Source organism: Streptomyces sp. NPDC026538, assembly GCF_055567535.1.
Genome location: NZ_JBVHQG010000001.1, coordinates 248359 through 273968, shown reverse-complemented (window position 1 = coordinate 273968; position 25610 = coordinate 248359). Strand labels below are relative to the sequence as shown.

The 25610-nt window shown below is 71.1% G+C and carries 21 protein-coding genes; 11 read left to right on the top strand and 10 right to left on the bottom strand.

Going from position 1 to position 25610, the window contains the following annotated elements:
- From ACZ4N4_RS01280 to ACZ4N4_RS01255, 6 genes are all read right to left on the bottom strand, one after another.
- Positions 1–933 (bottom strand): branched-chain amino acid ABC transporter permease, encoded by a 933-nt coding sequence (locus ACZ4N4_RS01280; protein WP_450762760.1) that lies wholly within the window; start codon positions 931–933, stop codon positions 1–3.
- Between the two features lie 112 nt (positions 934–1045).
- Positions 1046–2284, bottom strand: coding sequence for a branched-chain amino acid ABC transporter substrate-binding protein (locus ACZ4N4_RS01275; protein WP_467583130.1), 1239 nt, complete (start codon positions 2282–2284; stop codon positions 1046–1048).
- Positions 2285–2586: 302 nt separating this feature from the next.
- Positions 2587–3180 (bottom strand): Tat pathway signal sequence domain protein, encoded by a 594-nt coding sequence (locus ACZ4N4_RS01270; RefSeq protein WP_467583127.1) that lies wholly within the window; start codon positions 3178–3180, stop codon positions 2587–2589.
- The gene (locus ACZ4N4_RS01265) at positions 3177–3578 is read right to left on the bottom strand and encodes a hypothetical protein (protein ID WP_467583124.1); all 402 of its coding nucleotides are present in this window, start codon (positions 3576–3578) and stop codon (positions 3177–3179) included. The genes ACZ4N4_RS01270 and ACZ4N4_RS01265 overlap by 4 nt, the downstream gene beginning before the upstream one ends.
- A 199-nt stretch (positions 3579–3777) precedes the next feature.
- Entirely contained in the window at positions 3778–4263 is a 486-nt protein-coding gene (locus tag ACZ4N4_RS01260; protein WP_467583121.1) for a PaaI family thioesterase, read from the bottom strand.
- 90 nt (positions 4264–4353) lie between these two features.
- On the bottom strand, positions 4354–6648 hold the full coding sequence (locus ACZ4N4_RS01255) for an FdhF/YdeP family oxidoreductase (RefSeq protein ID WP_467583118.1): 2295 nt from the start codon (positions 6646–6648) through the stop codon (positions 4354–4356).
- 286 nt (positions 6649–6934) lie between these two features.
- Here ACZ4N4_RS01255 and polA point away from each other — a divergent pair, with 286 nt between their 5' ends.
- Together polA and ACZ4N4_RS01245 are read left to right on the top strand one after the other, a co-directional pair.
- Positions 6935–9661 (top strand): DNA polymerase I, encoded by a 2727-nt coding sequence (gene polA / locus ACZ4N4_RS01250; protein ID WP_467583115.1) that lies wholly within the window; start codon positions 6935–6937, stop codon positions 9659–9661.
- Positions 9662–9822: 161 nt separating this feature from the next.
- Complete coding sequence (locus ACZ4N4_RS01245) at positions 9823–10194, top strand: hypothetical protein (protein WP_467583112.1); 372 nt, start codon at positions 9823–9825, stop codon at positions 10192–10194.
- On the opposite strand, the gene ACZ4N4_RS01240 is transcribed toward ACZ4N4_RS01245, so the two are convergent.
- Complete coding sequence (locus ACZ4N4_RS01240) at positions 10130–10969, bottom strand: DUF4184 family protein (RefSeq protein WP_467583109.1); 840 nt, start codon at positions 10967–10969, stop codon at positions 10130–10132. The two genes, ACZ4N4_RS01245 and ACZ4N4_RS01240, sit on opposite strands and share 65 nt — an antisense overlap.
- Before the next feature lie 312 nt (positions 10970–11281).
- Here ACZ4N4_RS01240 and ACZ4N4_RS01235 point away from each other — a divergent pair, with 312 nt between their 5' ends.
- From ACZ4N4_RS01235 to pgfA, 3 genes are all read left to right on the top strand, one after another.
- Complete coding sequence (locus ACZ4N4_RS01235) at positions 11282–13048, top strand: lytic transglycosylase domain-containing protein (RefSeq protein WP_467583106.1); 1767 nt, start codon at positions 11282–11284, stop codon at positions 13046–13048.
- Positions 13049–13212: 164 nt separating this feature from the next.
- Complete coding sequence (locus ACZ4N4_RS01230) at positions 13213–13347, top strand: SPW_0924 family protein (RefSeq protein WP_365798853.1); 135 nt, start codon at positions 13213–13215, stop codon at positions 13345–13347.
- Between the two features lie 21 nt (positions 13348–13368).
- Positions 13369–14361, top strand: a complete 993-nt coding sequence (pgfA, locus tag ACZ4N4_RS01225) for a cell envelope lipid trafficking protein PgfA (protein ID WP_467583103.1) — start codon at positions 13369–13371, stop codon at positions 14359–14361.
- Here pgfA and hrpB read toward each other — a convergent pair.
- Together hrpB and ACZ4N4_RS01215 are read right to left on the bottom strand one after the other, a co-directional pair.
- Entirely contained in the window at positions 14351–16966 is a 2616-nt protein-coding gene (gene hrpB / locus ACZ4N4_RS01220) for an ATP-dependent helicase HrpB (RefSeq protein ID WP_467583100.1), read from the bottom strand. The two genes, pgfA and hrpB, sit on opposite strands and share 11 nt — an antisense overlap.
- A gap of 111 nt (positions 16967–17077) precedes the next feature.
- Positions 17078–17929, bottom strand: a complete 852-nt coding sequence (locus ACZ4N4_RS01215; protein ID WP_467585262.1) for a class I SAM-dependent methyltransferase — start codon at positions 17927–17929, stop codon at positions 17078–17080.
- Positions 17930–18293: 364 nt separating this feature from the next.
- Between ACZ4N4_RS01215 and rpsA the strand changes: the two genes are divergently transcribed.
- The 5 genes from rpsA to ACZ4N4_RS01190 all read left to right on the top strand — a co-directional run bounded on the left by rpsA (position 18294) and on the right by ACZ4N4_RS01190 (position 24029).
- Positions 18294–19787 (top strand): 30S ribosomal protein S1, encoded by a 1494-nt coding sequence (gene rpsA, locus ACZ4N4_RS01210; protein WP_189947373.1) that lies wholly within the window; start codon positions 18294–18296, stop codon positions 19785–19787.
- Positions 19788–20130: 343 nt separating this feature from the next.
- Positions 20131–21657, top strand: coding sequence for a flavin monoamine oxidase family protein (locus ACZ4N4_RS01205; protein ID WP_467585259.1), 1527 nt, complete (start codon positions 20131–20133; stop codon positions 21655–21657).
- 200 nt (positions 21658–21857) lie between these two features.
- Positions 21858–22796 (top strand): PAC2 family protein, encoded by a 939-nt coding sequence (locus ACZ4N4_RS01200; protein WP_453571112.1) that lies wholly within the window; start codon positions 21858–21860, stop codon positions 22794–22796.
- A 162-nt stretch (positions 22797–22958) separates the two neighbouring features.
- On the top strand, positions 22959–23570 hold the full coding sequence (coaE, locus tag ACZ4N4_RS01195; RefSeq protein WP_467583095.1) for a dephospho-CoA kinase: 612 nt from the start codon (positions 22959–22961) through the stop codon (positions 23568–23570).
- 72 nt (positions 23571–23642) lie between these two features.
- Positions 23643–24029 (top strand): tetratricopeptide repeat protein, encoded by a 387-nt coding sequence (locus ACZ4N4_RS01190; RefSeq protein WP_351326380.1) that lies wholly within the window; start codon positions 23643–23645, stop codon positions 24027–24029.
- Between the two features lie 195 nt (positions 24030–24224).
- Here ACZ4N4_RS01190 and ACZ4N4_RS01185 read toward each other — a convergent pair whose 3' ends face one another.
- Positions 24225–24524: a DUF6343 family protein gene (locus ACZ4N4_RS01185; RefSeq protein ID WP_467585257.1), complete on the bottom strand. Its 300-nt coding sequence runs from the start codon at positions 24522–24524 to the stop codon at positions 24225–24227.
- A gap of 66 nt (positions 24525–24590) precedes the next feature.
- On the opposite strand from ACZ4N4_RS01185, the gene ACZ4N4_RS01180 reads away from it, so the two are divergent.
- Entirely contained in the window at positions 24591–25562 is a 972-nt protein-coding gene (locus ACZ4N4_RS01180) for an acyltransferase domain-containing protein (RefSeq protein ID WP_467583091.1), read from the top strand.
- The last annotated feature ends 48 nt before the right edge of the window (positions 25563–25610 follow it).

Sequence of the window (25610 nt, the reverse complement as noted above, 5' to 3'; positions counted from 1 at the left end):
TCACGCCCTGTCCGCGACGCGTTCGCCGAGCAGACCCTGTGGCCTGAACAGCAGTACGAGGATGAGGAGTACGAACGCCCAGACGTCGGCCCAGGACTGGCTGCCGAACTGGCCCATGCCGGGGATGTCCGAGATGTAGGCGGTCGACAGGGCCTCGGCGACGCCGAGGACGAGTCCGCCGAGCATGGCGCCGTAGATGTTGCCGATACCGCCGAGGACGGCCGCGGTGAAGGCCTTCAGACCGAGCAGGAAGCCCATCTTGAAGTCGATCTGGCCGTACTTGAGGCCGTAGGCGACACCGCCGACGGCGGCGAAGGCGGCACCGAGGGCGAACGCGATCACGATGATGCGGTCGGTGTTGACGCCCATCAGCTTCGCGGTGTCCGGATCCTGGGCGGTGGCCTGCATGCCCCGGCCGGTGCGGGTGCGCATCACGAAGTAGGCGAGGAAGGCCATGCTGAGCGGGGCCACGACCACCAGGAAGATGTCACCGGTCTGGATCGTGACGTTGCCGATGTTGAAGGGGCCGCCCGGGATGGTCGGGAAGGTCCGGGCGGACTTCGCCTCGGGGTACCAGGCCCACACCGCCTGCTGGAGGGCCAGGGAGAGGCCGATGGCGGTGATGAGGGGGGCGAGACGCGGGGCGGTGCGCAGCGGACGGTAGGCGAACCGTTCCGCTCCCACGGCGACCAGGACGGCCACGATGATCGCGCCCACCAGCATCAGCGGCAGCGCCACCCACATCGAGGTGCCGCCGGGCAGTACATACGCGTAGACCGTGAGCGCGCCGAAGGCGCCGGTCATGAAGATCTCGCCGTGGGCGAAGTTGATGAGCTGGACGATGCCATAGACCATCGTGTAGCCGATGGCGACCAGCCCGTACATGGATCCCAGTAGCAGGCCGTTGACCAGCTGCTGCGGCAGTTCGTTCACCGCATGTCCTCCGAGACGTTCGGAAAGTTCGACGGATGAGGCCGGATGCGAGTCCGCGCGGGGCGCCAGTGGAACAGCGCCCCGCGCGGCTCGGTGCTGCGGCGGGTGTGGGTCAGCTGCTCGGCGTGTACGTGCCGGAGGTAGCGGCCTTCCAGGCCCCGCCCGTGACCTTGTAGACGGTGAGCTGCTTGTTGGTCGCGTCACCGTACTCGTCGAAGGAGACCTTGCCGGTCACACCGTCGAAGGAGACGTTCTGCACCGCGGCGGTGATCTTCGCGCGGGCGTCGGACGGCAGCTTGCCGCCGTTGTCGTCCACGACCTTCTTCACGGCCTCGATGATCGACCAGGCCGAGTCGTAGGAGTAGCCGCCGTAGGCGCCGTACGCCTCCGTGTAGCCGCCGGCCTTGTAGTTGTTGACGAACTCCTTGGCGGAGTCGAGGGTTTCGACCGGGGCGCCGACCGAGGTGGCCATGTCGCCGGTGGCCGCGGTGCCCGCCAGCTTGATGAAGTCGTCGGCGTAGATGCCGTCACCGCCGACCAGGGGGATCTTGGCGCCCGCGGCCTTGAGCTGCTTGCTCAGCGGACCGGCCTGCGGGTACTCGCCGCCGTAGTAGACCACGGTGGCGCCCGAGTTCTTCACCTTGGTGACGACCGCGGAGTAGTCCTTGGAGTCGGGGTTGATGTGCTCGGTGCCGACCACCTTGCCGCCGAGCTTCTTGAACTCGTCGGTGAAGGTGGCGGCGAGGCCGGCGCCGTAGGTCTTCTTGTCGTCGATGATGAAGGCCTTGGTCAGCTTCGCCGTGTTGTACACGTACTGCGCGGCGTACGGGCCCTGGATGGCGTCCGTGGTCGCGGTACGGAAGTACGACTTGTACGGCCGCGCCTTCGTCGTCTGCCAGTTGTCGCCCTGGGTCAGCGCCGGGTTGGTGTTGGCCGGGGAGACCTCGACCAGCTTGGCGTCGTCGAACACCTTCTGCATCGACTGGGCGACGGAGGAGTTCAGCGGGCCGACCACGCCGTAGACGTTCTTGTCGCTGACGAAGGCGGAGGCGTTGGCCTGGCCGGAGGAGGGCTGGGCCTGGTCGTCCTTGGCCTCGATCTTGAAGGTGACGCCGTCGACGTACTTCTTCTTGTTGGCCTGCTTGACCGCCAGGTCCACCGAGTTCTTGATACCCAGGCCGAGCGCGGACAGGTCGCCGGTCAGCGGGGCGTCGACGCCGATGGTGACCGTGGTGCCACCACTGCCCGAGTCGGAGCCCTTGTCGCCGCTGTCGCGCGAGCCGCAGGCGGTGAGGGTGAGTGCTCCCGCTGCCAGAGCTGCGGTGATGGCGATGAGCGAACGTTGACGCACGATCAGTCCTTTCCCCTGAACAACCGCATCCCCGTGGAAACGGTCGAGTCGGGCGCCCTGTCGAAGTGAAGATTTCAACGGCGCCGTGACTGGCCGTGACTCTAAGCGGGCTGAGGGAACGTGGAGGAGGGTCTGACCGATGCTGTGACGCTCTTGTTATGACACGAGGTAATGCAGAGCGGTACATGGTGTCGAGAAGAGTGGAATTCAGGCCGATTCGCTCCGTCCGCATGGTGAGAACCCGCAGGACCCGCCGTAATCGGATCAGGCGACTCGGGGCTTTTGGTGATTACTCGAAGCGCTTACCGGCCGTTGCTGCAGGCGACTTTCAGGGCGCGTGACAGGTGTTGTGCGTAGCGGGACCCCAGGATGAAACTCTGTACTTGTATTGCGCGCGTATTACGCAGAGTTACGTCCAGGAAAGGAAGTCCGGCGTCCTTCGGAACCGTCGCACAGTCGGTCACATGCATGGTTATCGTGACGTCGCGCGGCGAGCCCGTCTTCGTCCGGAAGGGGACGCGGGGCGTCTCGGTCAGTGAGAGGCCGGCGTAGGGCTGGCTGATCCGGTCCACGGTGACCGGAGGTCCCTCCAGCACGCTCATCCGTACCGCGAAGCTGAAGCTGCGGATCGGGGCGCCGGGCGGAGTGAGCCGGTCGCCCAGGAAGGCGAACGCCACCGTCTGCGCGGGGTAAGGGACTTCGGGCGGCGGCGGGTCGTGCGGCCGGGTCGCGTAGAGGTAGCCGCCACCGGCCAGCACGGCGGCGGTCATGGCCAGGGCGAGGGCGGCGCGACGCCGTCCGGGGCGTGGGGGAGAGACGGTTTCCGGCTCGGGGAGGTCCCAGCCGTGGGTGCCCTCGCCCGGCTCGACGGGGCCGATGCCGGTCGTTCCGCTCACTGCCAGGGGCCTCCCGTCGGCGCGCCGTCGCGGTATCGCTCGGTGCAGGCGGCACGCGACCGGCGCTCGATCAACTGGTCGGCGGCAGCGGCACCTTGACGGCGTTTCACGGCCCGCGCGTCGTCCACGACGTCCCGGAGGATCTCGTACTGCCCGTTGGACAGCCCCATCGACTGGTAGTCGCCGTAGGTACCGCTGTCGAGCACCTCGCGCGACCAGTGGGCGACGATCGCGGCGCACAGCGCGGCGTCGGAGGTCGCCGAAAGTGACGCCGAAGGTGACGTGGAGCCCGAGGCGGTGTGAGCGGGGGTGCCGGTGGTACCGCAGCCGGTCAGCAGAGCGAGGCCGAGACCCAGTGCGGTCGCTCCACCCGGCAGGGTGCCTCCTCGCCGTCCCATGCGCCGACGTTAAGGGCGGGGACGGCGAGGGGCAATGGGCCCGTCGCCGACGGGCCCCGGCCTTGGGCGGCGGCGGGTGGGGCGCAGCCCTGCGGGGTGAGGGCACGCGACCCTGCGGGGGCGAAGGTGCTCGGCTTTGCAGGGTCGAAGATGCGCGGCCCTGCCGGGTCGAGGGTGCTCGGCCCCGGGGTGAGGGTGCTCAGCCCTGGGGTGCGGAGGGGAGCGAGTCGCCCTTCAGGTCGCGCAGCAGGCAGGTGAGTCGGGCCGTGCACACCCGGCGGCCCTCCTCGTCGCTGATCACGATCTCGTACGTCGCCGTGGAACGCCCCCGGTGGACGGGCGTGGCCACGCCGGTGACCAGGCCGGAGCGGGCCCCGCGGTGATGCGTGCAGTTCAGGTCGACGCCGACCGCGATCTTCGAGCTGCCGCCGTGCAGCATCGACCCGACCGACCCCAGGGTCTCCGCCAGCACCGCGCTGGCCCCGCCGTGCAGCAGTCCGTACGGCTGGGTGTTGCCCTCCACCGGCATGGTGCCGACGACCCGGTCCGCCGAGGCCTCGATGATCTGCACGCCCATCCGGGTGCCGAGGTGGCCCGCCGAGAACAGGGCGGGCAGGTCGACACCGAGGGCGGCGTACTCGTCGATGATCTCCTGCGGGAACTTCACTCGCTGCTGCTCACCCATGGGCCGGCTCCGATCGTCATGCGGCTGTCTCTCTCCGCTGAGCAAACGCTCAGTAGGCCGCCGATTCTTCCAGACGGACTGAGCGTTTGCTCAGACGGCGGGCACCGGCTGCGGCACACCGCTCTCCAGACGGACCACGACGGACTTGCTGGCCGGGGTGTTGCTGGTGTCGGCGGTCGCGTCGAGCGGCACCAGCACATTGGTCTCCGGGTAGTACGCGGCCGCGCAGCCCCGGGCCGTCGGATAGTGCACCACCCGGAAGCCCGGCGCCCGCCGCTCCACGCCGTCCCTCCACTCGCTCACCAGGTCGACGTACGACCCGTCGGCGACACCCAGTGCCCGCGCGTCCTGCGGGTTCACCAGCACCACCCGGCGGCCGTTCCTGATGCCCCGGTAGCGGTCGTCCAGACCGTAGATCGTGGTGTTGTACTGGTCGTGCGAGCGCAGCGTCTGCAACAGCAGCCGGCCCTCGGGCAGTTCGGGGTACTCGACGCCCGCCGCCGTGAAGTTCGCCTTGCCGGTGGCGGTCGGGAAGCGGCGCTCGTCGCGCGGGCCGTGCGGCAGCGCGAAGCCGCCCGGCTGCGCCACGCGCGCGTTGAAGTCGTGGAAACCGGGGATCACGCGCGCGATGCGGTCGCGGACGGTCGCGTAGTCCTTCTCGAACTCCTCCCAGGGAGTGGCGCTCTCGGCACCGAGCACCCGGCGGGCGAGCCGGCACACGATGGCCGGCTCCGACAGCAGATGCGGGCTCGCGGGCTCCAGGCGCCCGCGCGAGGCGTGCACCATGCCCATCGAGTCCTCGACGGTGACGAACTGCTCGCCGCCGCCCTGGAGATCGCGCTCGGTGCGGCCGAGCGTCGGCAGGATCAGCGCCCGCGCCCCAGTCACAACGTGCGAGCGGTTGAGCTTCGTCGACACGTGCACGGTCAGCCGCGCCCGCCGCATCGCCGCCTCGGTGACCTCCGTGTCGGGGGTCGCGGAGACGAAGTTGCCGCCCATCGCGAAGAAGACCTTCGCCTCGCCGTCGCGCAGCGCGCGGATGGCCCGGACGACGTCGAAGCCGTGCTCACGCGGGGGCGCGAAGCCGAACTCCTTCTCCAGGGCGTCCAGGAAGGCCGGGGCCGGGCGCTCGAAGATGCCCATCGTGCGGTCGCCCTGCACGTTCGAGTGGCCGCGGACCGGGCACACGCCCGCGCCGGTACGGCCGATGTTGCCGCGCAGCAGCAGGAAGTTGACGACCTCGCGGATCGTGGGGACCGAGTGCTTGTGCTGGGTCAGACCCATGGCCCAGCAGACGATCGTGCGCTCGGAGGCGAGCACCATGCGCAGCGCCTCCTCGATCTCCGCACGGGCGAGACCGGTGGCGGCGAGCGTCTCGTCCCAGTCGGCGGCGCGGGCGGCCTTGGCGAACTCCTCGTAGCCGTGGGTGTGTTCGCGTATGAACTCCTCGTCGACCGCGCCCTCGGTCTCCAGGATCAGCTTGTTGAGGAGCCGGAACAGGGCCTGGTCGCCGCCGATCCGGATCTGCAGGAACAGGTCGGTGAGCGCGGCGCCCTTGAGCATGCCCTGGGGGGTCTGCGGGTTCTTGAACCGCTCCAGACCGGCCTCCGGGAGCGGGTTGACGCTGATGATCTTCGCGCCGTTGGCCTTGGCCTTCTCCAGCGCGGAGAGCATCCGGGGGTGGTTGGTCCCCGGGTTCTGCCCGGCGACGACGATCAGGTCGGACTTGTAGAGGTCTTCGAGCAGGACGCTGCCCTTGCCGATACCGATGGTCTCGCTGAGCGCCGAGCCCGAGGACTCGTGGCACATGTTGGAGCAGTCCGGCAGGTTGTTGGTGCCCAGCTCGCGTGCGAACAGCTGGTACAGGAACGCGGCCTCGTTGCTGGTCCGGCCCGAGGTGTAGAAGACGGCCTCGTCGGGGGAGCCGAGGGCGGCGATCTCCTCCCCGATGATGTCGAACGCACGCTCCCAGCCGACCGGTTCGTAGTGGTCGGCGCCCTCGGCGAGATACATGGGGTGGGTGAGCCGGCCCTGCTGGCCGAGCCAGTAGCCGCTGCGGTGGTGCAGATCGGCGACCGGGTGCTCGGCGAAGAACTCGGGCGTCACCCGGCGCAGGGTGGCCTCCTCGGCCACGGCCTTGGCGCCGTTCTCGCAGAATTCGGCGGCGTGCCGGTGATCGGGCTCCGGCCAGGCGCAGCCGGGGCAGTCGAAGCCGTCCTTCTGATTGATCCGGAGCAGCGTCAGCGCGGTGCGCCTCACCCCCATCTGCTGCTGGGCGATGCGCAGGGTGTGCCCGATGGCCGGCAGCCCCGCGGCCGCGTGCTTAGGCTCCGCGACCCGCGGCGCGTCCTGGACCGGATCCCCCTTGGGCGGCTTCGTCGCCATCGCACGATCTCCCTCTACGCCGGCACCAGTGCATCGGAATACTCGCACGCGCCGCCGACAGTGATCGAGGGCGGTCGGCCGAGCGCGCCGGAACCCCTGCCCGCGCGGTCGGCCGAGCGCGCCGGAACCCGTGCCCGACAGAGCCGCGCCTCCCGGCTCACCCCGCTCTCGAGTTTCTCCGCCGGGACGGCGATCAGCCCCGACGGGCGCTGTCCGGCGGTTCCGGGGCCATCGCGACCCGAACCGTCGGCCCTCGCTGTCAGTGCGGCGTGGCAGGATCGGGGGCGTGGCAGAGACAGCATCGAAGAAGACCGACAAGACCCCCAGTGGGACCCGTCCCCGGCTGATGCTCATGGACGGGCACTCGCTGGCCTACCGCGCGTTCTTCGCGCTGCCCGCGGAGAACTTCACGACCGCGACGGGCCAGCCGACGAACGCGATCTACGGTTTCGCGTCGATGCTGGCCAACACCCTGCGTGACGAGGCGCCCACGCACTTCGCGGTGGCCTTCGACGTCTCCCGCAAGACCTGGCGCTCCGAGGAGTTCACCGAGTACAAGGCGAACCGCTCCAAGACCCCGGACGAGTTCAAGGGCCAGGTCGAGCTGATCGGCGAGCTGCTCGACGCGATGCACGCGCAGCGCTTCGCCGTCGAGGGCTTCGAGGCCGACGACGTCATCGCCACCCTCGCCACCCAGGCCGAGGCCGCGGGCTTCGAGGTCCTGATCGTCACCGGCGACCGCGACTCCTTCCAGCTGGTCACCGAGCACACCACGGTCCTCTATCCGACGAAGGGCGTCTCCGAGCTGACCCGGTTCACCCCGGAGAAGGTTTTCGAGAAGTACGGCTTGACGCCCGCTCAGTACCCCGACTTCGCGGCCCTGCGCGGCGACCCGTCCGACAACCTTCCCGGCATTCCCGGCGTCGGCGAGAAGACGGCCGCGAAGTGGATCAACCAGTTCGGTTCCTTCGCCGAGCTGGTGGAGCGCGTCGACGAGGTGAAGGGCAAGGCCGGCCAGAACCTCCGCGACCACCTGGACTCGGTGAAGCTCAACCGCCGGCTCACCGAGCTGGAGCGCCGGGTCGAGCTGCCGAAGACGGTCGCCGACCTGGAGCGCGCGCCGTACGACCGCAAGAACCTCGCGATGATCCTGGACACCCTGGAGATCCGTAACCCGTCGCTGCGCGAGCGGCTCTACGCCGTCGACCCCGGCGCCGAGGAGGCCGAGGCCGCGCCGGCCCCCGAGGCGGGCGTGGCGGTGGACGGCACCGTCCTCGGCACCGGCGAGCTGACCGGCTGGCTCGCCGAGCACGGTACGCAGCCGCTGGGCATCGCCACCGTCGGCACCTGGGCGCTCGGCACCGGCTCCGTCGCCGAGGTCGCGCTGGCCGCGGCCGGGGGAGCGGCGGCCTGGTTCGACCCCGCCGAGCTGGACGAGGCCGACGAGAACGCGTGGGCGGCCTGGCTGACCGACGCCGCGCGGCCCAAGATCTTTCACAACGTCAAGGGCGCCATGCGGGTCTTCGCCGAGCACGGCTGGAGCATCGACGGCGTCACCATGGACACCGCGCTCGCCGCCTATCTGGTCAAGCCCGGCCGCCGCTCCTTCGACCTGGACGCGCTGTCCCTGGAGTACCTGCACCGCGAGCTGGCGCCGGCCGCCACGGCCGACGGTCAGCTGGCCTTCGGCGCGGACGACGGCGCCGAGGCCGAGGCGCTGATGATCCAGGCCCGCGCGATCCTCGACCTGGGCGAGGCCTTCGAGGGCCGGCTCCAGGAGGTCGGCGCGGCGGACCTGCTCCGTGACATGGAGCTGCCGACCTCCGTCCTCCTCGCCCGCATGGAGCGGCACGGCATCGCGGCCGACCGCGCGCATCTGGAAGCGATGGAGCAGATGTTCGCGGGCGCGGTCCAGCAGGCCGTGAAGGAGGCGCACGCGGCGGCCGGGCACGAGTTCAACCTGGGCTCGCCCAAGCAGCTCCAGGAGGTCCTCTTCGGCGAGCTGGCGCTGCCCAAGACCAAGAAGACCAAGACCGGCTACACCACCGACGCCGACGCACTCGCCTGGCTGGCCGGCCAGACCGAGAACGAACTGCCGGTGATCATGCTCCGCCACCGTGAGCAGGCCAAGCTGCGGGTGACGGTCGAGGGCCTGATCAAGACGGTGGCGGCGGACGGCCGTATCCACACCACGTTCAACCAGACCGTGGCCGCGACCGGCCGGCTCTCCTCCACGGACCCGAACCTCCAGAACATCCCGGTCCGTACCGACGAGGGCCGGGCGATCCGCCGGGGCTTCGTGGTGGGCGAGGGCTTCGAGTCGCTGATGACGGCCGACTACAGCCAGATCGAGCTGCGGGTGATGGCCCATCTCTCCGAGGACGAGGGCCTGATCGAGGCGTTCACCTCCGGTGAGGACCTGCACACCACGGTCGCCTCCCAGGTGTTCTCCGTCGACCGCTCGGCCGTCGACGCGGAGATGCGCCGCAAGATCAAGGCGATGTCGTACGGCCTCGCCTACGGACTGTCGGCGTTCGGCCTCTCCCAGCAGCTGAACATCGACGCCGGCGAGGCCCGGGCCCTGATGGACACGTACTTCGAGCGGTTCGGCGGCGTCCGTGACTATCTGCGCCGGGTCGTGGACGAGGCCCGGGCGACCGGCTACACGGCGACACTCTTCGGCCGCCGCCGCTACCTCCCCGACCTCAACAGCGACAACCGCCAGCGCCGCGAGGCGGCCGAGCGGATGGCGCTCAACGCACCCATCCAGGGCACCGCGGCGGACATCGTCAAGATGGCCATGCTGAAGGTGGACGGCGCGCTGCGCGAGGCGGAACTGAAGTCCCGGATGCTCCTCCAGGTCCACGACGAAATCGTCCTGGAGATCGCCCCCGGCGAGCGCACCGAGGTCGAGGCGATCCTCCGCCGCGAGATGGCCGACGCGGTCCACCTCAGGGCCCCGCTGGACGTCTCGGTCGGCGTGGGCACGGACTGGGAATCAGCAGCGCACTAGCCTCCGGCGAGAGCCGGCGGGGGGTTCCCCGGCGGCCCGCGGCGGGCGCCACTCCACGACACCGGTGGAGCGGCGCCCGCCGCCGGTCGTCGGCGCAACGGCGTCACTCAGCTGGACCCCGTCAGAACGCCCCCGTACCCGGCAACGGCAAGGATGCGGGCATGGGTATACGCATGCTTCACGGCCGGACGCCCCAGATCAGGCCCCCGGCCAACGCCCGCTCCGCCGCGGCGCAGGTCACGGCGGCCCCGTCGGCCCCGGCCATGGCACCCGGCGCCAGCTCCGCCCGCATCCCCACCGACCTCGCCGTCACCGTGCGCAAAGCGCTCGCCCGCCTCCGGCGCAGACTCCGCACCCGTCCCGACCCGCGGCAGTGGCTCGATCTCGCCCGCAGCTATCTCGCGCTGCTCCTCAACAAGCTCCCCGGCCCCCGCCGCCCCCGCACCATGACCGTGTTCGTGGCCACCCTCACCGAACGGCCGAAGGGTTCCGGCGCACACCGCCGGCCACCGGAGCCGGACGCCACACCCTGACCGTCACGGCATACCCGAGCACCCCGAGCAGCAGCCCCGCGCCCGCCCCGAAGAGCACCGTCGGCAGCAGCTCCCAGGGCTTCGCCGTCGAACCCCAGTAGGCCCACCATCGCGTGGCCCGCTGCACCGCGGCCACCAGCGCGCAGCCGGCGATCCCTGCCCCGGCCCACCACCGGTCCCGTACGGACAGCCGCGGCACCCCCACCGGCTCCCCGGCCGGGGCCCGCCGCAGCGCACGGCGCACGAACACGGCGAGCACGGCCGCGGCCACCGCCGAAGTGCCGTACTGGAGCAGGGTGTAGAGCGGTACACCCGCGACGTTCCGGCCGATCGCGGGGATCAGCCGGGTCCCCCAGCGGTCGTGGTGCGTGAACGCGTCCCAGACGACATGGGTGAGCGCGCCGAGCACGGCGGAGACGTACCACCGGGCGGCGACGGAAAGACCGGCACGCGCGCGTGGCGCCCCGCAGCGCAGCAGGGCCGCCGGCCGCCCCTGCCGGGTTTGGGGCAGCAGGGCCACGAGCGGCTCCCGTACCAGCACCCACAGCGCCACCAGCGCCCAGGAGAAGAGCACGTCCACGGTGAAGACACCGGTGAAGGAGTGCGTGAACTGGCCGAACTCCATCGCGTCCGGCACCGCGCTCGCCGCGTAGTAGGTGAGGTCGGGGGAGAAGGACCCGGCGAAGAGCACCGCCGGCACCAGCCGTCCGCGCCCGGTCCCGTCGTCGCGCACGGCGGGCAGTACGGCGGCGGCGTGGCTGAGAGTGAACGGCACCCGGTCTCCCTGGAGCAGTCGGCGGCCGGCGCGCCGAACAAGTGATCGCGTACGGCAAGTATCCGCGACACCACCATCGTTCAACGGGTAATGGCCAACTGGTGAAAATCGGGCACCGCCGGGTGTCCGCGGAATGGAAGTTGTCGTAGTGTCGCCTGGGTCGCCGCCCCGGCGTGTACCACGGATGCGCTACCTCACCACACGAAAGAGGTAACAGGGGGCAACCACAGCACCAGGCCAACCGTCACACCAGAGGCGAGCAGACAGACGGAGACGGGCGCTCAGAAGGCGCCCATGGGAGGGGTTCACCTTATGGCGGCGCAATTCGGCAGGCGGCTGCGCAAGGGAGCGGCGACGACCGCCGCGGCCGCGTTGGCGGTAGCGGCTCTGTCCGCGTCCCAGGCACCGGGTGCGACGGGCGGCGACACGGGCCGGCAGGCGAACGCCGGTGCCAGCACCTCCGCACCCGACGGAGCCGGCGCGGCCGACGGCGCCACCGGCAACTCGCCGTACTACACGGACCTGCCGCCGCTCAACAGCCCGAACCCCAGCCCCAGTCCCACCGCCTCCTCGTCGAGCATCGGCACCGCCGTCTCCCGGGGCGCGGCCGAGGCGGGCATACCCGCCACCGTCCTCGACGCCTACAAGAAGGCCGAGGCGGAGCTGCGCGGCTCCAAGCCGGGCTGCAACCTGCCCTGGCAGCTGCTCGCCGCCATCGGCAAGGTGGAGTCCGGGCAGGCCCGCGGCGGCGACGTCGACGCCGAGGGCAACACCCTGCACCGGATCCTGGGACCGCAGCTCGACGGCAACGGGTTCGCGCTCATCCCGGACACCGACGGCGGCCAGTACGACGGCAACAGCCAGTACGACCAGGCCGTCGGCCCCATGCAGTTCATCCCCTCGACCTGGGCGTGGGCGGGCCGCGACGGCAACGGCGACGGCGTCAAGGACCCCAACAACGTCTACGACGCGGCGCTCGCCGCCGGCCACTACCTGTGCCGCAACGGCTGGGACCTGTCCGTCCAGGCGGACATGAACAGCGCGATCCTCAGCTACAACAACTCGCAGGACTACCTCAACCTGGTGCTGTCCTGGTACGAGTTCTACCGCAAGGGCACCCACTCGGTCCCGAACGGCACCGGCACCGTGCCCAGCCACCGCAGCGACGACGACAAGCCCGGCAGCGGTTCCGGCTCCAGCGGTCCCAGCGGCTCCCCGACGCCCAGTGCGCCGGGGACCCCGAAGCCCCACGAGCCGGAGCCGGGCGGCCCGAGCACGACCCCGACCCTGCCGCCCACGGCCACCGACACCGTGGACCACCTGGAGGACGCGGGCACCGCCAAGCTCACGGCGATGGCAGGCGACGCGTTCACCAAGAGGATCAGTACGCGCGCGGAGACCAAGGCGGGCCGGATCGTCGCCAAGGTCCGGGTCCGGTTCACCATCGTCGGGGACACGGACGCGACCTTCACCGGCGGCGAGAGCGTCGCCACGGTCACCACCGACAGCAAGGGCGTCGCGGTCGCACCGGCGCTCCAGGCGGGCGAGAAGACCGGTGACTTCACGGTCCGCGCCAGTGTGGTGGGCCGTACGGCGAAGGGCGTCGACTACGCGGCGAGTGTCACCGCGCGCGCCGCCGACACCCTCGCCCTCGCCAACACCACCGCGCTCACCAGCACCCCCGGCGCCGAATTCGCCGACCAGGTGCAGGCGAAGGCCACTTACCAGGGCACCGTCGCCGACCAGGTCGCCGCCACCGCCACGCTCGTCAAGTCGGCGGACGACACCACCGAGAACGACAAGGGCCCGTACTTCAAGGACGCGAACGGCAACCCCGTCCGGACCCTCACGGACCTCAAGACGGACAAGAACGGCCTGCTCACGCTGCCCAAGCTGTACGCGGACGACACCACCGGCACGTTCCTGCTCCGTATCACCACCACCGGCGGTGCGACCCTCACCGTCGAACTGACGGTCGCCGCGGCCGACACCTCGCCGAGCCCGTCGCCGAGCCCGTCCGCCTCCGCGTCCGAGTCCGCGTCGGCCTCCGCCTCCCCGAGCGCCTCCGCCACCCCCTGAACCACGGTCGTACGACCACGAGGGCGCCCTCCCGCCGACGCGGGACGGCGCCCTTCGCCGTCGTACGACCTGTTCTCATCTCACCCTCCCGTTGCTACGGTGCCCGCACCTGACGATCCATCAGGAAGACCGTCGGGAAGCAGTCGGCCGTCGGGAGGCCCCGCATGCGTGCCCTGATCGCCGCCGCGACCGGTCTCGCCCTCGCACTGGTCCTCGTCGTCACGATCGGCGCCCTGGGGTCGCCGGCCGGGAAGACGTCCCCCAAGCCGCTGCTCACGACGGTGCCGTCACATCCGTAACCGCCGCCCCGGGAGGCCGAGATGCGCCGCAAGGCCAGTCTGGTCCTGCTCGCCTGCGCCGTGTTCTTCGCGGCACTGTCCCCGCTGCTGCGCTGGTACGCCTTCCCGCGCCTGGCCAAGATCCCCGCCAACCAGTACCAGGACATGGTCCTGGAGGCGAAGGACGCCACGCTCCTCGACTACGGCACCATGAAGGCGAGGAAGGTACCCAGGGTCACCATCGTGCAGACCCTCAAGGGCGATGTGGCGGCCGCGAAGAAGATCGAGAAGACGGCGGGACGGGACGTCGTCGTCTGGGACGGCCTGTCCTACGTGCAGGGTCCCGACGGCAAGATGGTCTCCGAGATCCCCGAGCGGTACATCTTCGACGCCCACAGCCAGGAACCCGTCCACGCCACCGGCGAGATGGTCGACGGGGACCCGGTGAGACGGGACGGCATCGAGTTCAAGTGGCCCTTCCTGACCGAGAAGCGGGACTACGAGTACTTCGACGCGCAGACCCGCACCACCAACCCCATCCATTACAAGGGGACGCAGACCTTCCGGGGCGTGAAGGTCTACTACTTCGAGCAGACCATCCCCTGGACCAAGGTCCCCATGCCCAAGAAGATGCCGGTACAGGGCATCACCCCCGAGACCGTCGCCAAGACCGGCACCACCCGCTGGTACACCACGGTCCGCAAGTTCTGGGTCGAGCCCGTTACCGGAGCACCCGTCTACGGCGAGGAGATCCACAAGGAGGAACTGCGCGGCGGCACCCTGCTGGGCGGCCGCGCCAAGGTGACGGCCTTCGCCGGCGACGTGAAGATGCGCGAGGACTACATCGAGCACACGGTCGCCCTGGTCAAGCAGAACCGCACCCTCGTCCTGATGCTGACCTCCTACCTCCCGTGGGGCTTCCTCTCCCTCGGCATCGCGCTGCTCGCCCTCTCGCTCTGCCTGGAAGCCTTCGGCCGCCGCCCGGCCGACCCGGAACCGGCCGCCTCCACGGTCCCGGAACCGGTCAGCGCCTGAGCCGCGCGTTGGTGTGCCGGGTGGGCTCGGCGGACGCCGGGTCCTCGGGCCAGGGATGCTTCGGATACCGACCGCGCAGTTCGGCCCGTACGCCCTTGTACCCCTCCCGCCAGAAGGAGGCGAGGTCGGCGGTGACGGCGGCGGGACGCCCGGCGGGCGACAGCAGATGCACGAGCACCGGCACCCCGGCCACGGATGGTGACTCCTGCGCCCCGAACATCTCCTGCACCTTCACGGCGAGCACGGGCTGCTCGGGGTTCCCGTAGTCGACCCGGATCCGTGACCCACTGGGTACGACGATCCGCTCGGGCGCCAGCTCGTCGAGCCGGCCCGCCTCGCCGCTCGCCCACGGCAGCAGCCGCCGCAGCGCCTCCCCGGCGTCGATCCGCCCGAGGTCGGCCCGGCGCCGGGCCCGGCTCAGCTCCGGTTCCAGCCACTCGTCCACGCGCGCGTGCAGCGCGTCCTCGCAGACGTCGGGCCAGGGCTCCCCGAGGCGCAGCCGCAGGAACGCGAGCCGCTGCCGCAGTACCGCCGCGTCGGGCGTCCACCGCAGCAGGCCGAGCCCCTCCTGCCGCAGCCCGTCGAGGAGCGCGGCGCGGACGAGGGCCGGGTCGGCGTCCCGCAGCGGCCGCACCACGAGCTCGATCGCCCCGAGCCGCTCCACGCGCCGCGCCACGATGTCCCCGTCGGCCCACCGGACCTCCTGGTCCTCGGAGTACAGCGACCCGGCCGCCGACCTGGCCGTGGCCTCGTCCACCACCGCAGCGAGCCGCACGCGCGCGTGCCCTCTGCCGAGCGGACGGTCGGCGACGGCCACCGAGAGCCACGGGGCGCCGCGCAGCGGGCTGCCGTCGGCGAGCTCGGCCCGGGTGCCGGAGGCCATGAGATACGAGCCGCCGTCGGCCTTGGCGACGCGCTCGGGAAAGGCGAGGGCGGCGACGAGTCCCACCATGCGGTCGCCCACCATGCGGTCGCCCACCGAGCGGTCGCCCACCGAGCGGTCGTCCACCGAGCGGTCGTCCACCGAACCGGCCGAGGTGCGCTGGTGGTCTGCTGTGCGGTCGTCCGTCGTGCCGGCCGAGGTGCGCTGGTCGTCCACCGTGCCGGCCGATGTGCCCCGGTCGCCCGCCCGGAGCCGGCGTACCTCCGTCTGCCACCGGCCGGCGTAGGCGTCGCCGCCGCGCCGGGCCGCCCGCAGCGCGCCGGCCAGGTCGTCGCCGTACTCCCGCGGCGGCTCCTCGCTCAGCAAGGCGACCACCTCGGCACTCCCGCCCGGGCCGTCCAGCAACGCCCGCCCCAGCCGCGGGTGCACCCCCAGCCGGGCCAGCCGCAGCCCCCGTTCCGTGGCCCGTCCGGCGGGGTCGACCGCCCCGATCGCCGTCAGCACCTCCCGCGCCGCCGCCATCGCCCCGCCCGGCGGCGGATCGAGCAGCGCCAGCCCGGCGGCTCCGGGATCCCCCCAGCAGGCCGCCTGAAGGGCGAAGGCCGTCAGATCGGCCACCTTGATCTCCGGCGCCGGAAAGGCGGTCAGGCGAGCGTCCTCCGCCTCGGACCAGCAGCGGTACACCGCTCCCGGCGCCTCCCGCCCGGCCCGGCCCGCCCGCTGCCGCCCGGCCGCCCGCGACGCCCGTACCGTCGCCAGCGCGCTCAGCCCGCGCGCGTGGTCGACCCGCGGCTCCCGCGCCAGCCCGGAGTCGACGACCACCCGCACCCCGGGCACGGTGAGCGACGACTCGGCGACCGCCGTGGCCAGGACCACCCGGCGCCGCTCCCCGGGCGCCAGCACCGCGTCCTGCACGGACGCCGGTGCCCGGCCGTGGACCTGGAGCACCGCCACGTCCCCCAGGTCACCCAACAGGCCCGCCACCCGAGCGATCTCGCCCACGCCCGGCAGGAAGCACAGCACGTCCCCCGGCCGCTCGGCCAGAGCCCGCCGCACCACCGACGCCACATGCGTCAGGAGCGCCGGGTCCACGCGCATCCCGTGCGGCGGCCGCACCGGACGCGCCGGCGGGGCCCACACCACCTCCACCGGGTACGACACGCCGTCCGCCTCGACCACCGGCGCACCGCCCAGCAGCCGCGCCCACCCCTGCGCGTCCGTGGTCGCCGAGGCGGCCACCAGGCGCAGCTCCGGGCGGAGCGTCTCGCGAACGTCCCAGAGGAAGGCCGCCACCGTGTCGGCGTCCAGATGCCGCTCGTGGCACTCGTCCAGGACGACGACGTCCACGCCCGAAAGCTCCTGGTCGCGTTGCAGGCGCTGCAACAGCACTCCGGTCGTGACGACCTCCACGCGCGCGTGTGGGCCCACGACGCGTTCGCCGCGCACGGTGTAGCCGACGCTCCGCCCGACCTGCTCACCGAGCAGCCAGGCCATCCGGCGGGCCGCCGCGCGCGCGGCGATCCGGCGCGGCTCGGCCACGACCACCCGCCGCGCGGGCCGGCCGCCGTCCAGCAGGCCGGCCAGCGCCAGCGGCACCAGCGTCGTCTTGCCGGTGCCGGGCGGTGCCACCAGGACGGCGGTGCCGGGCCCGTCCAGGGCGTCGTCCAGACCGGGCAGGGCCTGTCGTACGGGCAGCGCGTCCAGGGCGTCGTAACGGATCACGGCCCTAGTGTCTTACGGCCGCCGAAGACGTCCCCACGCGCGCGTGCCCTCACGCGCGTGCCCTCACGCGCGTGCCCTCGCGCGCGTGCCTTTGTACGAGCCGCGGGCGGCTCAGGTCCGCTCGCACACGAAGATCGCGGTCCCCGGCACGAGGTTGCCCCGCAGCGGCGACCAGCCGCCCCATTCGGCGGTGTTCCAGGCCGGCCACTCCGGCTCCACCAGGTCGACCAGCCGCAGGTCCGCGGAGACGATGTCCCGGACCCGGTCGCCGAGCGTGCGGTGGTGCTCGACGTACACCGCGTGGCCCTCCTCGTCCTGCTCGACGTAGGGCGTGCGGTCGAAGTAGGAGGCGGAGACCGAGAGGCCCTCGGGGCCCGGCTCGTCCGGGAACGCCCAGCGGATCGGGTGCGTCACGGAGAAGACGAAGCGGCCCCCCGGGCGCAGCACCCGCCGCACCTCGCGCAGCACCAGGCGCGGGTCGGCGACGAAGGGGAGCGCGCCGTACGCCGAGCACGCCAGGTCGAAGGAGCCGTCGGCGAAGGGCAGCGCGCCGGCGTCGGCGCAGACGAGGGGAAACGATCCGCCGATGCGCAGCGCGTGCTGGAGCTGGCGGTGGGAGAGATCCAGGGCGACCGGACGGGCGCCCTGGGCGGCCAGCCAGCGCGAGCACTGGGCCGCGCCGGCGCCGATCTCCAGGACGTCCTTGCCCTTGAGGTCCTCCGGCGGGCCGAGCAGCTCCGCCTCCACCTCGTCGAGGCCCTCGGGACCCCACACGAAACGGTCGTCGCCCAGGAACGTGCCGTGCTCGACCTGGTACTCGTCGGCGTTGCGATCCCACCAGCCCCGGTTGGCGCGGCTGCTCTCCGTGACCCCGGCGGCACGCCGGGTGGCTTCGGGTTCGCCCTCTGTTCCGGGCGGTGACCCGGCCTCTTCGAGGTCGAACGAATCGGGCTCTTGGATGATCGGCTCCCTCGTCGTACTCTTCCGTGCAACCCGTTCAGGGGGGTGTCGCGGAGGAGGTCTGTCGGGCCTGCGTGGCCTCGCGGGACGGCTTTTGTGCCGGGTATGCGGCGATCCGCCCCGGGTGTGCGCCTTCGCGCATTGACCCTGCCCGGCTGCCCCCGTATGCTACAAGTTGCGCTGCGGGCCTGCGCACCTCAGACGTAGCAGGCTGCGCTCGCATCTGTTGTATGTCCCCTCGGTTGTCGAGGCGTCACCAGTTGTTCAGGTGGCGCTTCCTAGGCTGTCCGGCTTCTACAGAGCGAAACAGGCTCCCGGCGTAAGCAGTACCTACGACTTCAATGTCCGTACCGGAGCCCTTTCTCACATGACGAGCAGCACCGAGACCACCGCCACCACCCCGCAGGTAGCGGTCAACGACATCGGTAACGAGGAAGCTTTCCTCGCCGCGATCGACGAGACGATCAAGTACTTCAACGACGGCGACATCGTCGACGGCGTCATCGTGAAGGTCGACCGGGACGAGGTCCTGCTCGACATCGGTTACAAGACCGAAGGTGTCATCCCGAGCCGCGAACTCTCGATCAAGCACGACGTCGACCCCAACGAGGTCGTCGCCGTCGGTGACGAGATCGAGGCCCTTGTTCTCCAGAAGGAGGACAAGGAAGGCCGCCTGATCCTCTCGAAGAAGCGCGCCCAGTACGAGCGTGCCTGGGGCACCATCGAGAAGATCAAGGAAGAGGACGGGATCGTCACCGGTACCGTCATCGAGGTCGTCAAGGGTGGTCTCATCCTCGACATCGGCCTCCGTGGCTTCCTCCCGGCCTCCCTGGTCGAGATGCGCCGCGTCCGCGACCTCCAGCCCTACGTGGGCAAGGAGCTCGAGGCCAAGATCATCGAGCTGGACAAGAACCGCAACAACGTGGTCCTGTCCCGCCGCGCCTGGCTGGAGCAGACCCAGTCCGAGGTCCGCCAGACGTTCCTCACGACCCTCCAGAAGGGTCAGGTCCGCTCCGGTGTGGTCTCCTCGATCGTCAACTTCGGTGCCTTCGTGGACCTGGGTGGCGTCGACGGTCTGGTCCACGTCTCCGAGCTGTCCTGGAAGCACATCGACCACCCGTCCGAGGTTGTCGAGGTCGGCCAGGAAGTCACCGTCGAGGTCCTCGACGTCGACATGGACCGCGAGCGTGTCTCCCTGTCGCTGAAGGCGACCCAGGAAGACCCGTGGCAGCAGTTCGCCCGGACCCACCAGATCGGTCAGGTCGTCCCGGGTAAGGTCACCAAGCTGGTTCCGTTCGGTGCGTTCGTCCGCGTGGACGAGGGCATCGAGGGTCTGGTCCACATCTCCGAGCTGGCCGAGCGCCACGTGGAGATCCCGGAGCAGGTCGTCCAGGTCAACGACGAGATCTTCGTCAAGGTCATCGACATCGACCTCGAGCGTCGTCGCATCAGCCTCTCGCTGAAGCAGGCCAACGAGTCCTTCGGTGCCGACCCGGCCTCGGTCGAGTTCGACCCGACCCTGTACGGCATGGCTGCCTCGTACGACGACCAGGGCAACTACATCTACCCCGAGGGCTTCGACCCCGAGACCAACGACTGGCTCGAGGGCTACGAGACCCAGCGCGAGGCGTGGGAGCACCAGTACGCCGAGGCGCAGCAGCGCTTCGAGCAGCACCAGCAGCAGGTCATCAAGAGCCGCGAGGCCGACGCCGCCGCTGCCGCCGAGGGCGGCGAGGCTGCCGCTCCGGCCGCTTCGGGTGGCGGTTCGTACTCCTCCGAGGGTGCGGACACCTCCGGCGCGCTGGCCTCTGACGAGGCGCTGGCCGCGCTGCGCGAGAAGCTCGCGGGTGGCCAGAGCTGAACGCCAGCCGCTGGGCTTAGCTAGCCGGTAACTGAGGGGCCGCACCTTTCGAGGTGCGGCCCCTCGGTGTTTTCGAGAGGCGCGCGATCGTGCGTCCGTGCGGCGTCGTGGGTGGCTGAGCGCACAGCTCTCCGCACCCCTGCGGGGGCGCCCGACCTCCCGTGCGCAGAAACGTGTGGGATACACGAGTAACCGCTAAGCCGTAACGCGGCGCTGGGACGCTTCCCCGGTCTTCGTTCAAGATCGAGAGAGGAGTCCAGGCATGGCACAGCCTCAGTACAGGTCAGGGACGAGCCGGCGGACCTTCCTGCGCAACGTCGGTCTCACCGGCGGCGCCGGCACCATGCTCGCCACCATGGGAGCCCTCGGCCTCGCGCCCACCGCCCGGGCCGCCCAGCGCGAACAGGCCTTCCGGGCGCCCGGGGCAAGCGACTTCACCCTCACCGGGCGCGCCGCGGCCAGGGTCGTCATCCTCGGCGGCGGCATCGCCGGTCTCGCGACCGCGTACGAACTGGGCAAGGCCGGCTACGACTGTACGATCCTGGAGGCCAGGGACCGTACCGGCGGACGCAACTTCACCGTGCGCGGCGGCGACTCGACCACCGACCTCTACGGCCATACGCAGACCGCGCGGTTCGCCGACGGCCACTACATGAACGCCGGGCCTGCCCGTATACCGCAGTGGATGATCACCCTCGACTACTGCCGCGAACTCGGCGTCCCCATAGAGGTGTTCACGAACACCAACGCCGACGCGTACCTCTACAACGAGTCCGCCGGCATGACGAAGGCCGAGCGCTACCGCACCGCCAAGGCCGACGTGTACGGCTACGTCGCGGAGTTGCTCGCCAAGGCCACCGACAAGGGCGCCCTGGACAAGGAGTTGACGGCCACCGACCAGGAGCGGCTCGTCGATTTCCTCAAGGACTGGGGCGAACTCGGCGACAAGCTCACGTACCAGGGCGGCGAGCGGCGCGGATACACGACCGTACCGGCCGCCGCCGGCACTCCCGGTGTGCTTCTCGGCGACGTCCCGGCCGCCTCCGAGGTGTTCGCGAGCGGCGTCGGACGCTACTTCTCCTTCGAGTTCGGCTTCGACCAGGCGATGCTGATGTTCCAGCCGGTCGGCGGCATGGACCGGATACCCAAGGCGCTCACCCGCGCGATCGGCGCCCACCGCATCCGAACCGGAGCCGTCGTCTCCAGGATCACCGACAAGGGCGACGGCGTCACCGTGACCTACACCCAGGGCGGCCGTACCAAGGCCGTCGACGCCGACTACTGCGTGGCCGCCATGCCGCCCAACATCCTCGCCAAGGTGCCGCACAACCTGGGCTCCGGCGTACAGAGCGCCCTGGCCGCCGTCACCCCGTCGTCCGCGGCCAAGATCGGCCTCGAATACCGCTCCCGCTGGTGGGAACTGGACCACCGCATCTACGGCGGCATCACCGAGACCGACCAGGACGTCACCCACATCTGGCACCCCTCGTACGGCTTCCACGGCGAACGGGGCGTCCTCATCGGCTACTACAACTACGACACCGACGCGGACTCCTACGCCGAACTCACCCCGGCCCGACGCGAACAGCGCGCGGTGGCCGCCGGGGTGAAGATCTACGGCGACAAGTACCGCACCGAGCTGGTCTCCTCCTTCTCCCACCACTGGCGCCAGACCCCCCATCTGGAGGCCGCCTGGCACGACACCCCCGGCGGTCCCGACGACGTGCGCTACAAACCGCTCAACGAGCCCACCGGCCGCGTCTACTTCGCCGGCGACTGGCTCAGCTACACGGACGCCTGGCAGCACGGGGCGTTCAGCTCCGCGCGAAAGGCCGTCACGGCACTGCACGCGCGCGTGCTGTCCGCGTAGGGCGCGGCAGAGCGGGGCCCACACGGGCACGAGGCCGCGTTCTTCGGCATGAGAAGGGCGTTCTTCGGTACGAGAAGAGCGCCCTTCGAGCGCCCTTCGGCATGAGAAGTCGGTGAGTGGTCGGTTCGTCGGAGCGGCGGCGGGAATGCCCGCCGCCCCTGCCACGTTGTCCGGTACGAACACGAGGAGGAGCGGTCACAGTGCTTGATCCGCAGGGTTTGTACGCATGGGAGCCGAAGGGCCTCGCCGTGGTGGACATGGCGCTGGCCCAGGAGTCGGCCGGTCTTGTCATGCTCTACCACTTCGACGGATACATCGACGCGGGCGAGACCGGCGACCAGATCGTCGACCGGCTCCTCGACTCGCTGCCCCACCAGGTCGTCGCCCGCTTCGACCACGACCGGCTCGTGGACTACCGGGCCCGCCGCCCGCTGCTGACCTTCAAGCGGGACCGCTGGACCGAGTACGAGGAGCCCAGCATCGAGGTCCGGCTGGTCCAGGACGCCACGGGCGCGCCGTTCCTGCTGCTGTCCGGCCCCGAGCCGGACGTCGAGTGGGAGCGCTTCGCCGCGGCCGTACGGCAGATCGTGGAGCGGCTCGGCGTCCGGCTGTCCGTGAACTTCCACGGCATCCCCATGGGCGTCCCGCACACCCGTCCCGTCGGCCTCACGCCACACGGCAACCGCACCGACCTCGTCCCGGGCCACAGCAGCCCCTTCGACGAGGCCCAGGTGCCCGGCAGCGCCGAGGCGCTGGTCGAATACCGCCTCATGGAGTCCGGCCACGACGTCCTGGGCGTCGCCGCGCACGTCCCGCACTACATCGCCCGCTCCGCCTATCCCGACGCCGCCCTGACCGTCCTGGAGGCCATCACGGGCGCCACCGGTCTGGTGCTCCCTGGCATCGCGCACGCCCTGCGCACGGACGCGTACCGCACGCAGACGGAGATCGACCGCCAGATCCAGGAGGGCGACGAGGAACTCACCGCCCTGGTCCAGGGCCTTGAGCACCAGTACGACGCCGCCGCGGGCGCCGAGACCCGGGGCAACATGCTCGCCGAACCGGTGGAGATCCCCTCGGCGGACGAGATCGGCCTGGAGTTCGAACGCTTCCTCGCGGAGCGGGAGGGCGACAACTAGATCCCCCTCCGGGGCCTCCACCGGGCCGGCGGGCCTAGAAACAGTGCCGGTCCGGTGGGGTCGGGTCTGCTCGGGAGCAGGGCCGTTCCGCAGGGCTCCGGGTTCGGTCGGAAGCAGGGCCGGTCGGGGCTGGTGTCGTTGGCAGGGCCTAAGCTTCGGGGCATGCTGAAAGTGGGCCTCACCGGCGGGATCGGCGCCGGCAAGAGCGAGGTGTCGCGGCTGCTCGTCGGACACGGCGCGGTGCTGATCGACGCGGACCGCATCGCGCGTGAGGTCGTCGAGCCGGGAACCCCCGGTCTGGCGGCCGTCGTCGAGGCCTTCGGGCCGGACGTGCTCGCCGCCGACGGCACCCTGGACCGGCCGAAGCTGGGCTCGATCGTCTTCGCCGACCCCGAGAAGCTCGCCGTACTGAACTCGATCGTGCACCCCCTGGTCGGGTCCCGCTCCCGCGAACTGGAGAACGCGGCCGCCGCGGACGCGGTGGTGATCAACGACGTTCCGCTCCTCACGGAGAACGGCCTCGCGCCGTTCTACGACGTCGTGGTCGTCGTGGACGTCGCCCCCGAGACCCAGCTCGACCGGCTGACCCGGCTTCGGGGGATGGCCGAGGAGGACGCACGCGCGCGCATGGCCACGCAGGCGACGCGCGAGAAACGCCTGGAGATCGCGGACATCGTGATCGACAACGACGTGCCGCTGGACGTGCTCCAGGAGCGGGTCGCACAGGTGTGGGCGGACCTCGCACGCCGGGCGCGGGAGGGCGGTTCGAACTGACGGACACGCGTCTTCGAAATAGCGGGCACCCGTCCGGGCGTTGAACCGCTTCAGCGAGGGAAGGACTTTGCCGTGCCCGAGACCAGCGGTTCGACCGGACGTACTCCGGAGACGCATGTCATCGACTTCCGTGCCGCCGAGCAACTGCTCAACGCACGGGATCCGCGGGGTGCGGTGAAACTGCTCGACGGAGTGATCGCCGCACACCCCGAGAACACCGCCGCCCGGCTGCTGCGCGCGCGAGCCTTCTTCGCCGCCGCGCAACTGCGCCCCGCCGAGCTGGAGTTCACCATCGTCCTGGAGCGCGAGCCGGACAACGCGTTCGCGCACTTCGCGCTCGCCCGCACCTACCAACGCCAGGGCCGCGCCGACCTCGCGATACGCCACTTCCGGCTGGCGGCCGCCCTGGACCCGAACCCCGAGTACCTGAAAGCGGCCCGCTTCGACGACGCCGGGTGAGCGGACAACTCCCCAGGGCAGCCGCGTCCGACGGCCCGAGAGGCGGACGCTCTCCAGGGCCGCCCGGTTCGTGGACGGGTGCGCCGGCGTCCGCCCAGGTTCACCCGTGGGCGCGTGAGCGGATGATCAGCCGGGTCGCCCAGGTCGCCAGGTCGCCAGGTCGCCCGGTTCGACGGCGAGTGAGCGGACGGCTGCTCACGGGTGGCCGTGCTGCGGCGGGCGCCGCAGCCGCCGCGGGCCGCCTTCCGCCGGCTGGTACGGCGGCACATCACGGCCCGGCTGATAGTGCGGGCCCTGCCTGATGTGCCTGATGATCATGGTCATGTCGGCGGTGGCCACCAGCCACAGCACCCCGCAGGCCGCCGCCCAGCCGGGACGGCCGACGAGCGCGAACGCCGCCGTGCCGAAGATCGCCCAGACCACGCCCCACACACTCAGCCACAACCGCGCCCGAAGCGCACTGCGCGCGGTCGCCGGTTCACTGCCCGTACGCATCATGGATCACCACTCCTCCTTGCAACGTACTCTTCGACCAGGACGTTCACCAAGGGGGACCCCGCCGTGCTGCCGGACGCCGACGACCTGCCCGACCTGCTCCTCGACCTCGCCGTGCCCCATGAGGACATCAACGAGGTGGTAGCCCTGCGGCGGACCGTGACCGCCGATCCCGGAGTGCGGCGGCTGCTCGCCGAATGCGCCGACGAGGTCACCGGCGTCACCACCGCTCCGGCTGCCCCGGCTGCCCCGGCTGCCCCGGCCGTCCCGGCGGGGGTCGACGGCTCGTCCGGGCTCGGGGAGCTCGCCGCCGCCGCCCCGGCCGCACTGGACGGGTACTTCCTGGTCTACGTCTTCCTCGCCGCACTGCCCCACGCCCACGCCTACCACCAGGCGCGCGGTATCCCCGCCGACGTGTCCCGGCGCACGCTCGCCGACCTGGGGCGCGGTATGACGCTGCACCGCAGGCGCTACGGCAGGGGAGGACTGTCGGCCCTCCAGGCGTCCTGGCTCATCCGCCACTTCCGCGGCGAGCTGTATCAGCTGGGCCGGCTGCAGTACGAGCGGGCCCGGCTCGGCGAGCGCACGGCACGGGCGGTCACGGCGACCGCGTCGGGCTCGTCCGGGTCCGTGGCACCGGGGCAGCCCTGCCTGAACCTGCACATCCCCGACTACCGCGGGCCGCTGACCCCCGTCGCCTGCGACCGCTCGCTCGACCTGGCACGGGACTTCTTCCCCCGGTACTTCCCCGAGGAGGAGTACGCGGTCGCGACCTGCCACTCCTGGCTGCTCGACCCGCAGCTGAGGCGGTACCTGCGAGCGGACTCGAACATCGTCCGCTTCCAGGACCGGTTCCGGGCCGGGCACGAGGACACCGAACCGGTCGACACCACCGCGGTCCAGTTCGTCTTCGGCGCCCCGGACCTGCCGGTACAGGACCTGCCCCGGCGTACGTCGGTGGAGCGGGCGGTCGGCGACCACCTGCGGGCGGGCGGCCACTGGTACCTCGGACACGGATGGTTCCTCTGGGGAGAGTGACGCCACGGCGGGAACGTCCCTACGGGGGTGGGTCGTTGTCCGGGCATG

Bases quoted from the DNA above. Each gene is read 5' to 3' on its own strand.
- ACZ4N4_RS01265 (WP_467583124.1), bottom strand. From the start codon at position 3,578: ATGGGACGGCGAGGAGGCACCCTGCCGGGTGGAGCGACCGCACTGGGT.
- ACZ4N4_RS01260 (WP_467583121.1), bottom strand. From the start codon at position 4,263: ATGGGTGAGCAGCAGCGAGTGAAGTTCCCGCAGGAGATCATCGACGAG.
- ACZ4N4_RS01255 (WP_467583118.1), bottom strand. From the start codon at position 6,648: ATGGCGACGAAGCCGCCCAAGGGGGATCCGGTCCAGGACGCGCCGCGG.
- ACZ4N4_RS01245 (WP_467583112.1), top strand. From the start codon at position 9,823: ATGGGTATACGCATGCTTCACGGCCGGACGCCCCAGATCAGGCCCCCG.
- ACZ4N4_RS01235 (WP_467583106.1), top strand. From the start codon at position 11,282: ATGGCGGCGCAATTCGGCAGGCGGCTGCGCAAGGGAGCGGCGACGACC.
- ACZ4N4_RS01230 (WP_365798853.1), top strand. From the start codon at position 13,213: ATGCGTGCCCTGATCGCCGCCGCGACCGGTCTCGCCCTCGCACTGGTC.
- pgfA (WP_467583103.1), top strand. From the start codon at position 13,369: ATGCGCCGCAAGGCCAGTCTGGTCCTGCTCGCCTGCGCCGTGTTCTTC.
- rpsA (WP_189947373.1), top strand. From the start codon at position 18,294: ATGACGAGCAGCACCGAGACCACCGCCACCACCCCGCAGGTAGCGGTC.
- ACZ4N4_RS01205 (WP_467585259.1), top strand. From the start codon at position 20,131: ATGCTCGCCACCATGGGAGCCCTCGGCCTCGCGCCCACCGCCCGGGCC.
- coaE (WP_467583095.1), top strand. From the start codon at position 22,959: ATGCTGAAAGTGGGCCTCACCGGCGGGATCGGCGCCGGCAAGAGCGAG.
- ACZ4N4_RS01185 (WP_467585257.1), bottom strand. From the start codon at position 24,524: ATGCGTACGGGCAGTGAACCGGCGACCGCGCGCAGTGCGCTTCGGGCG.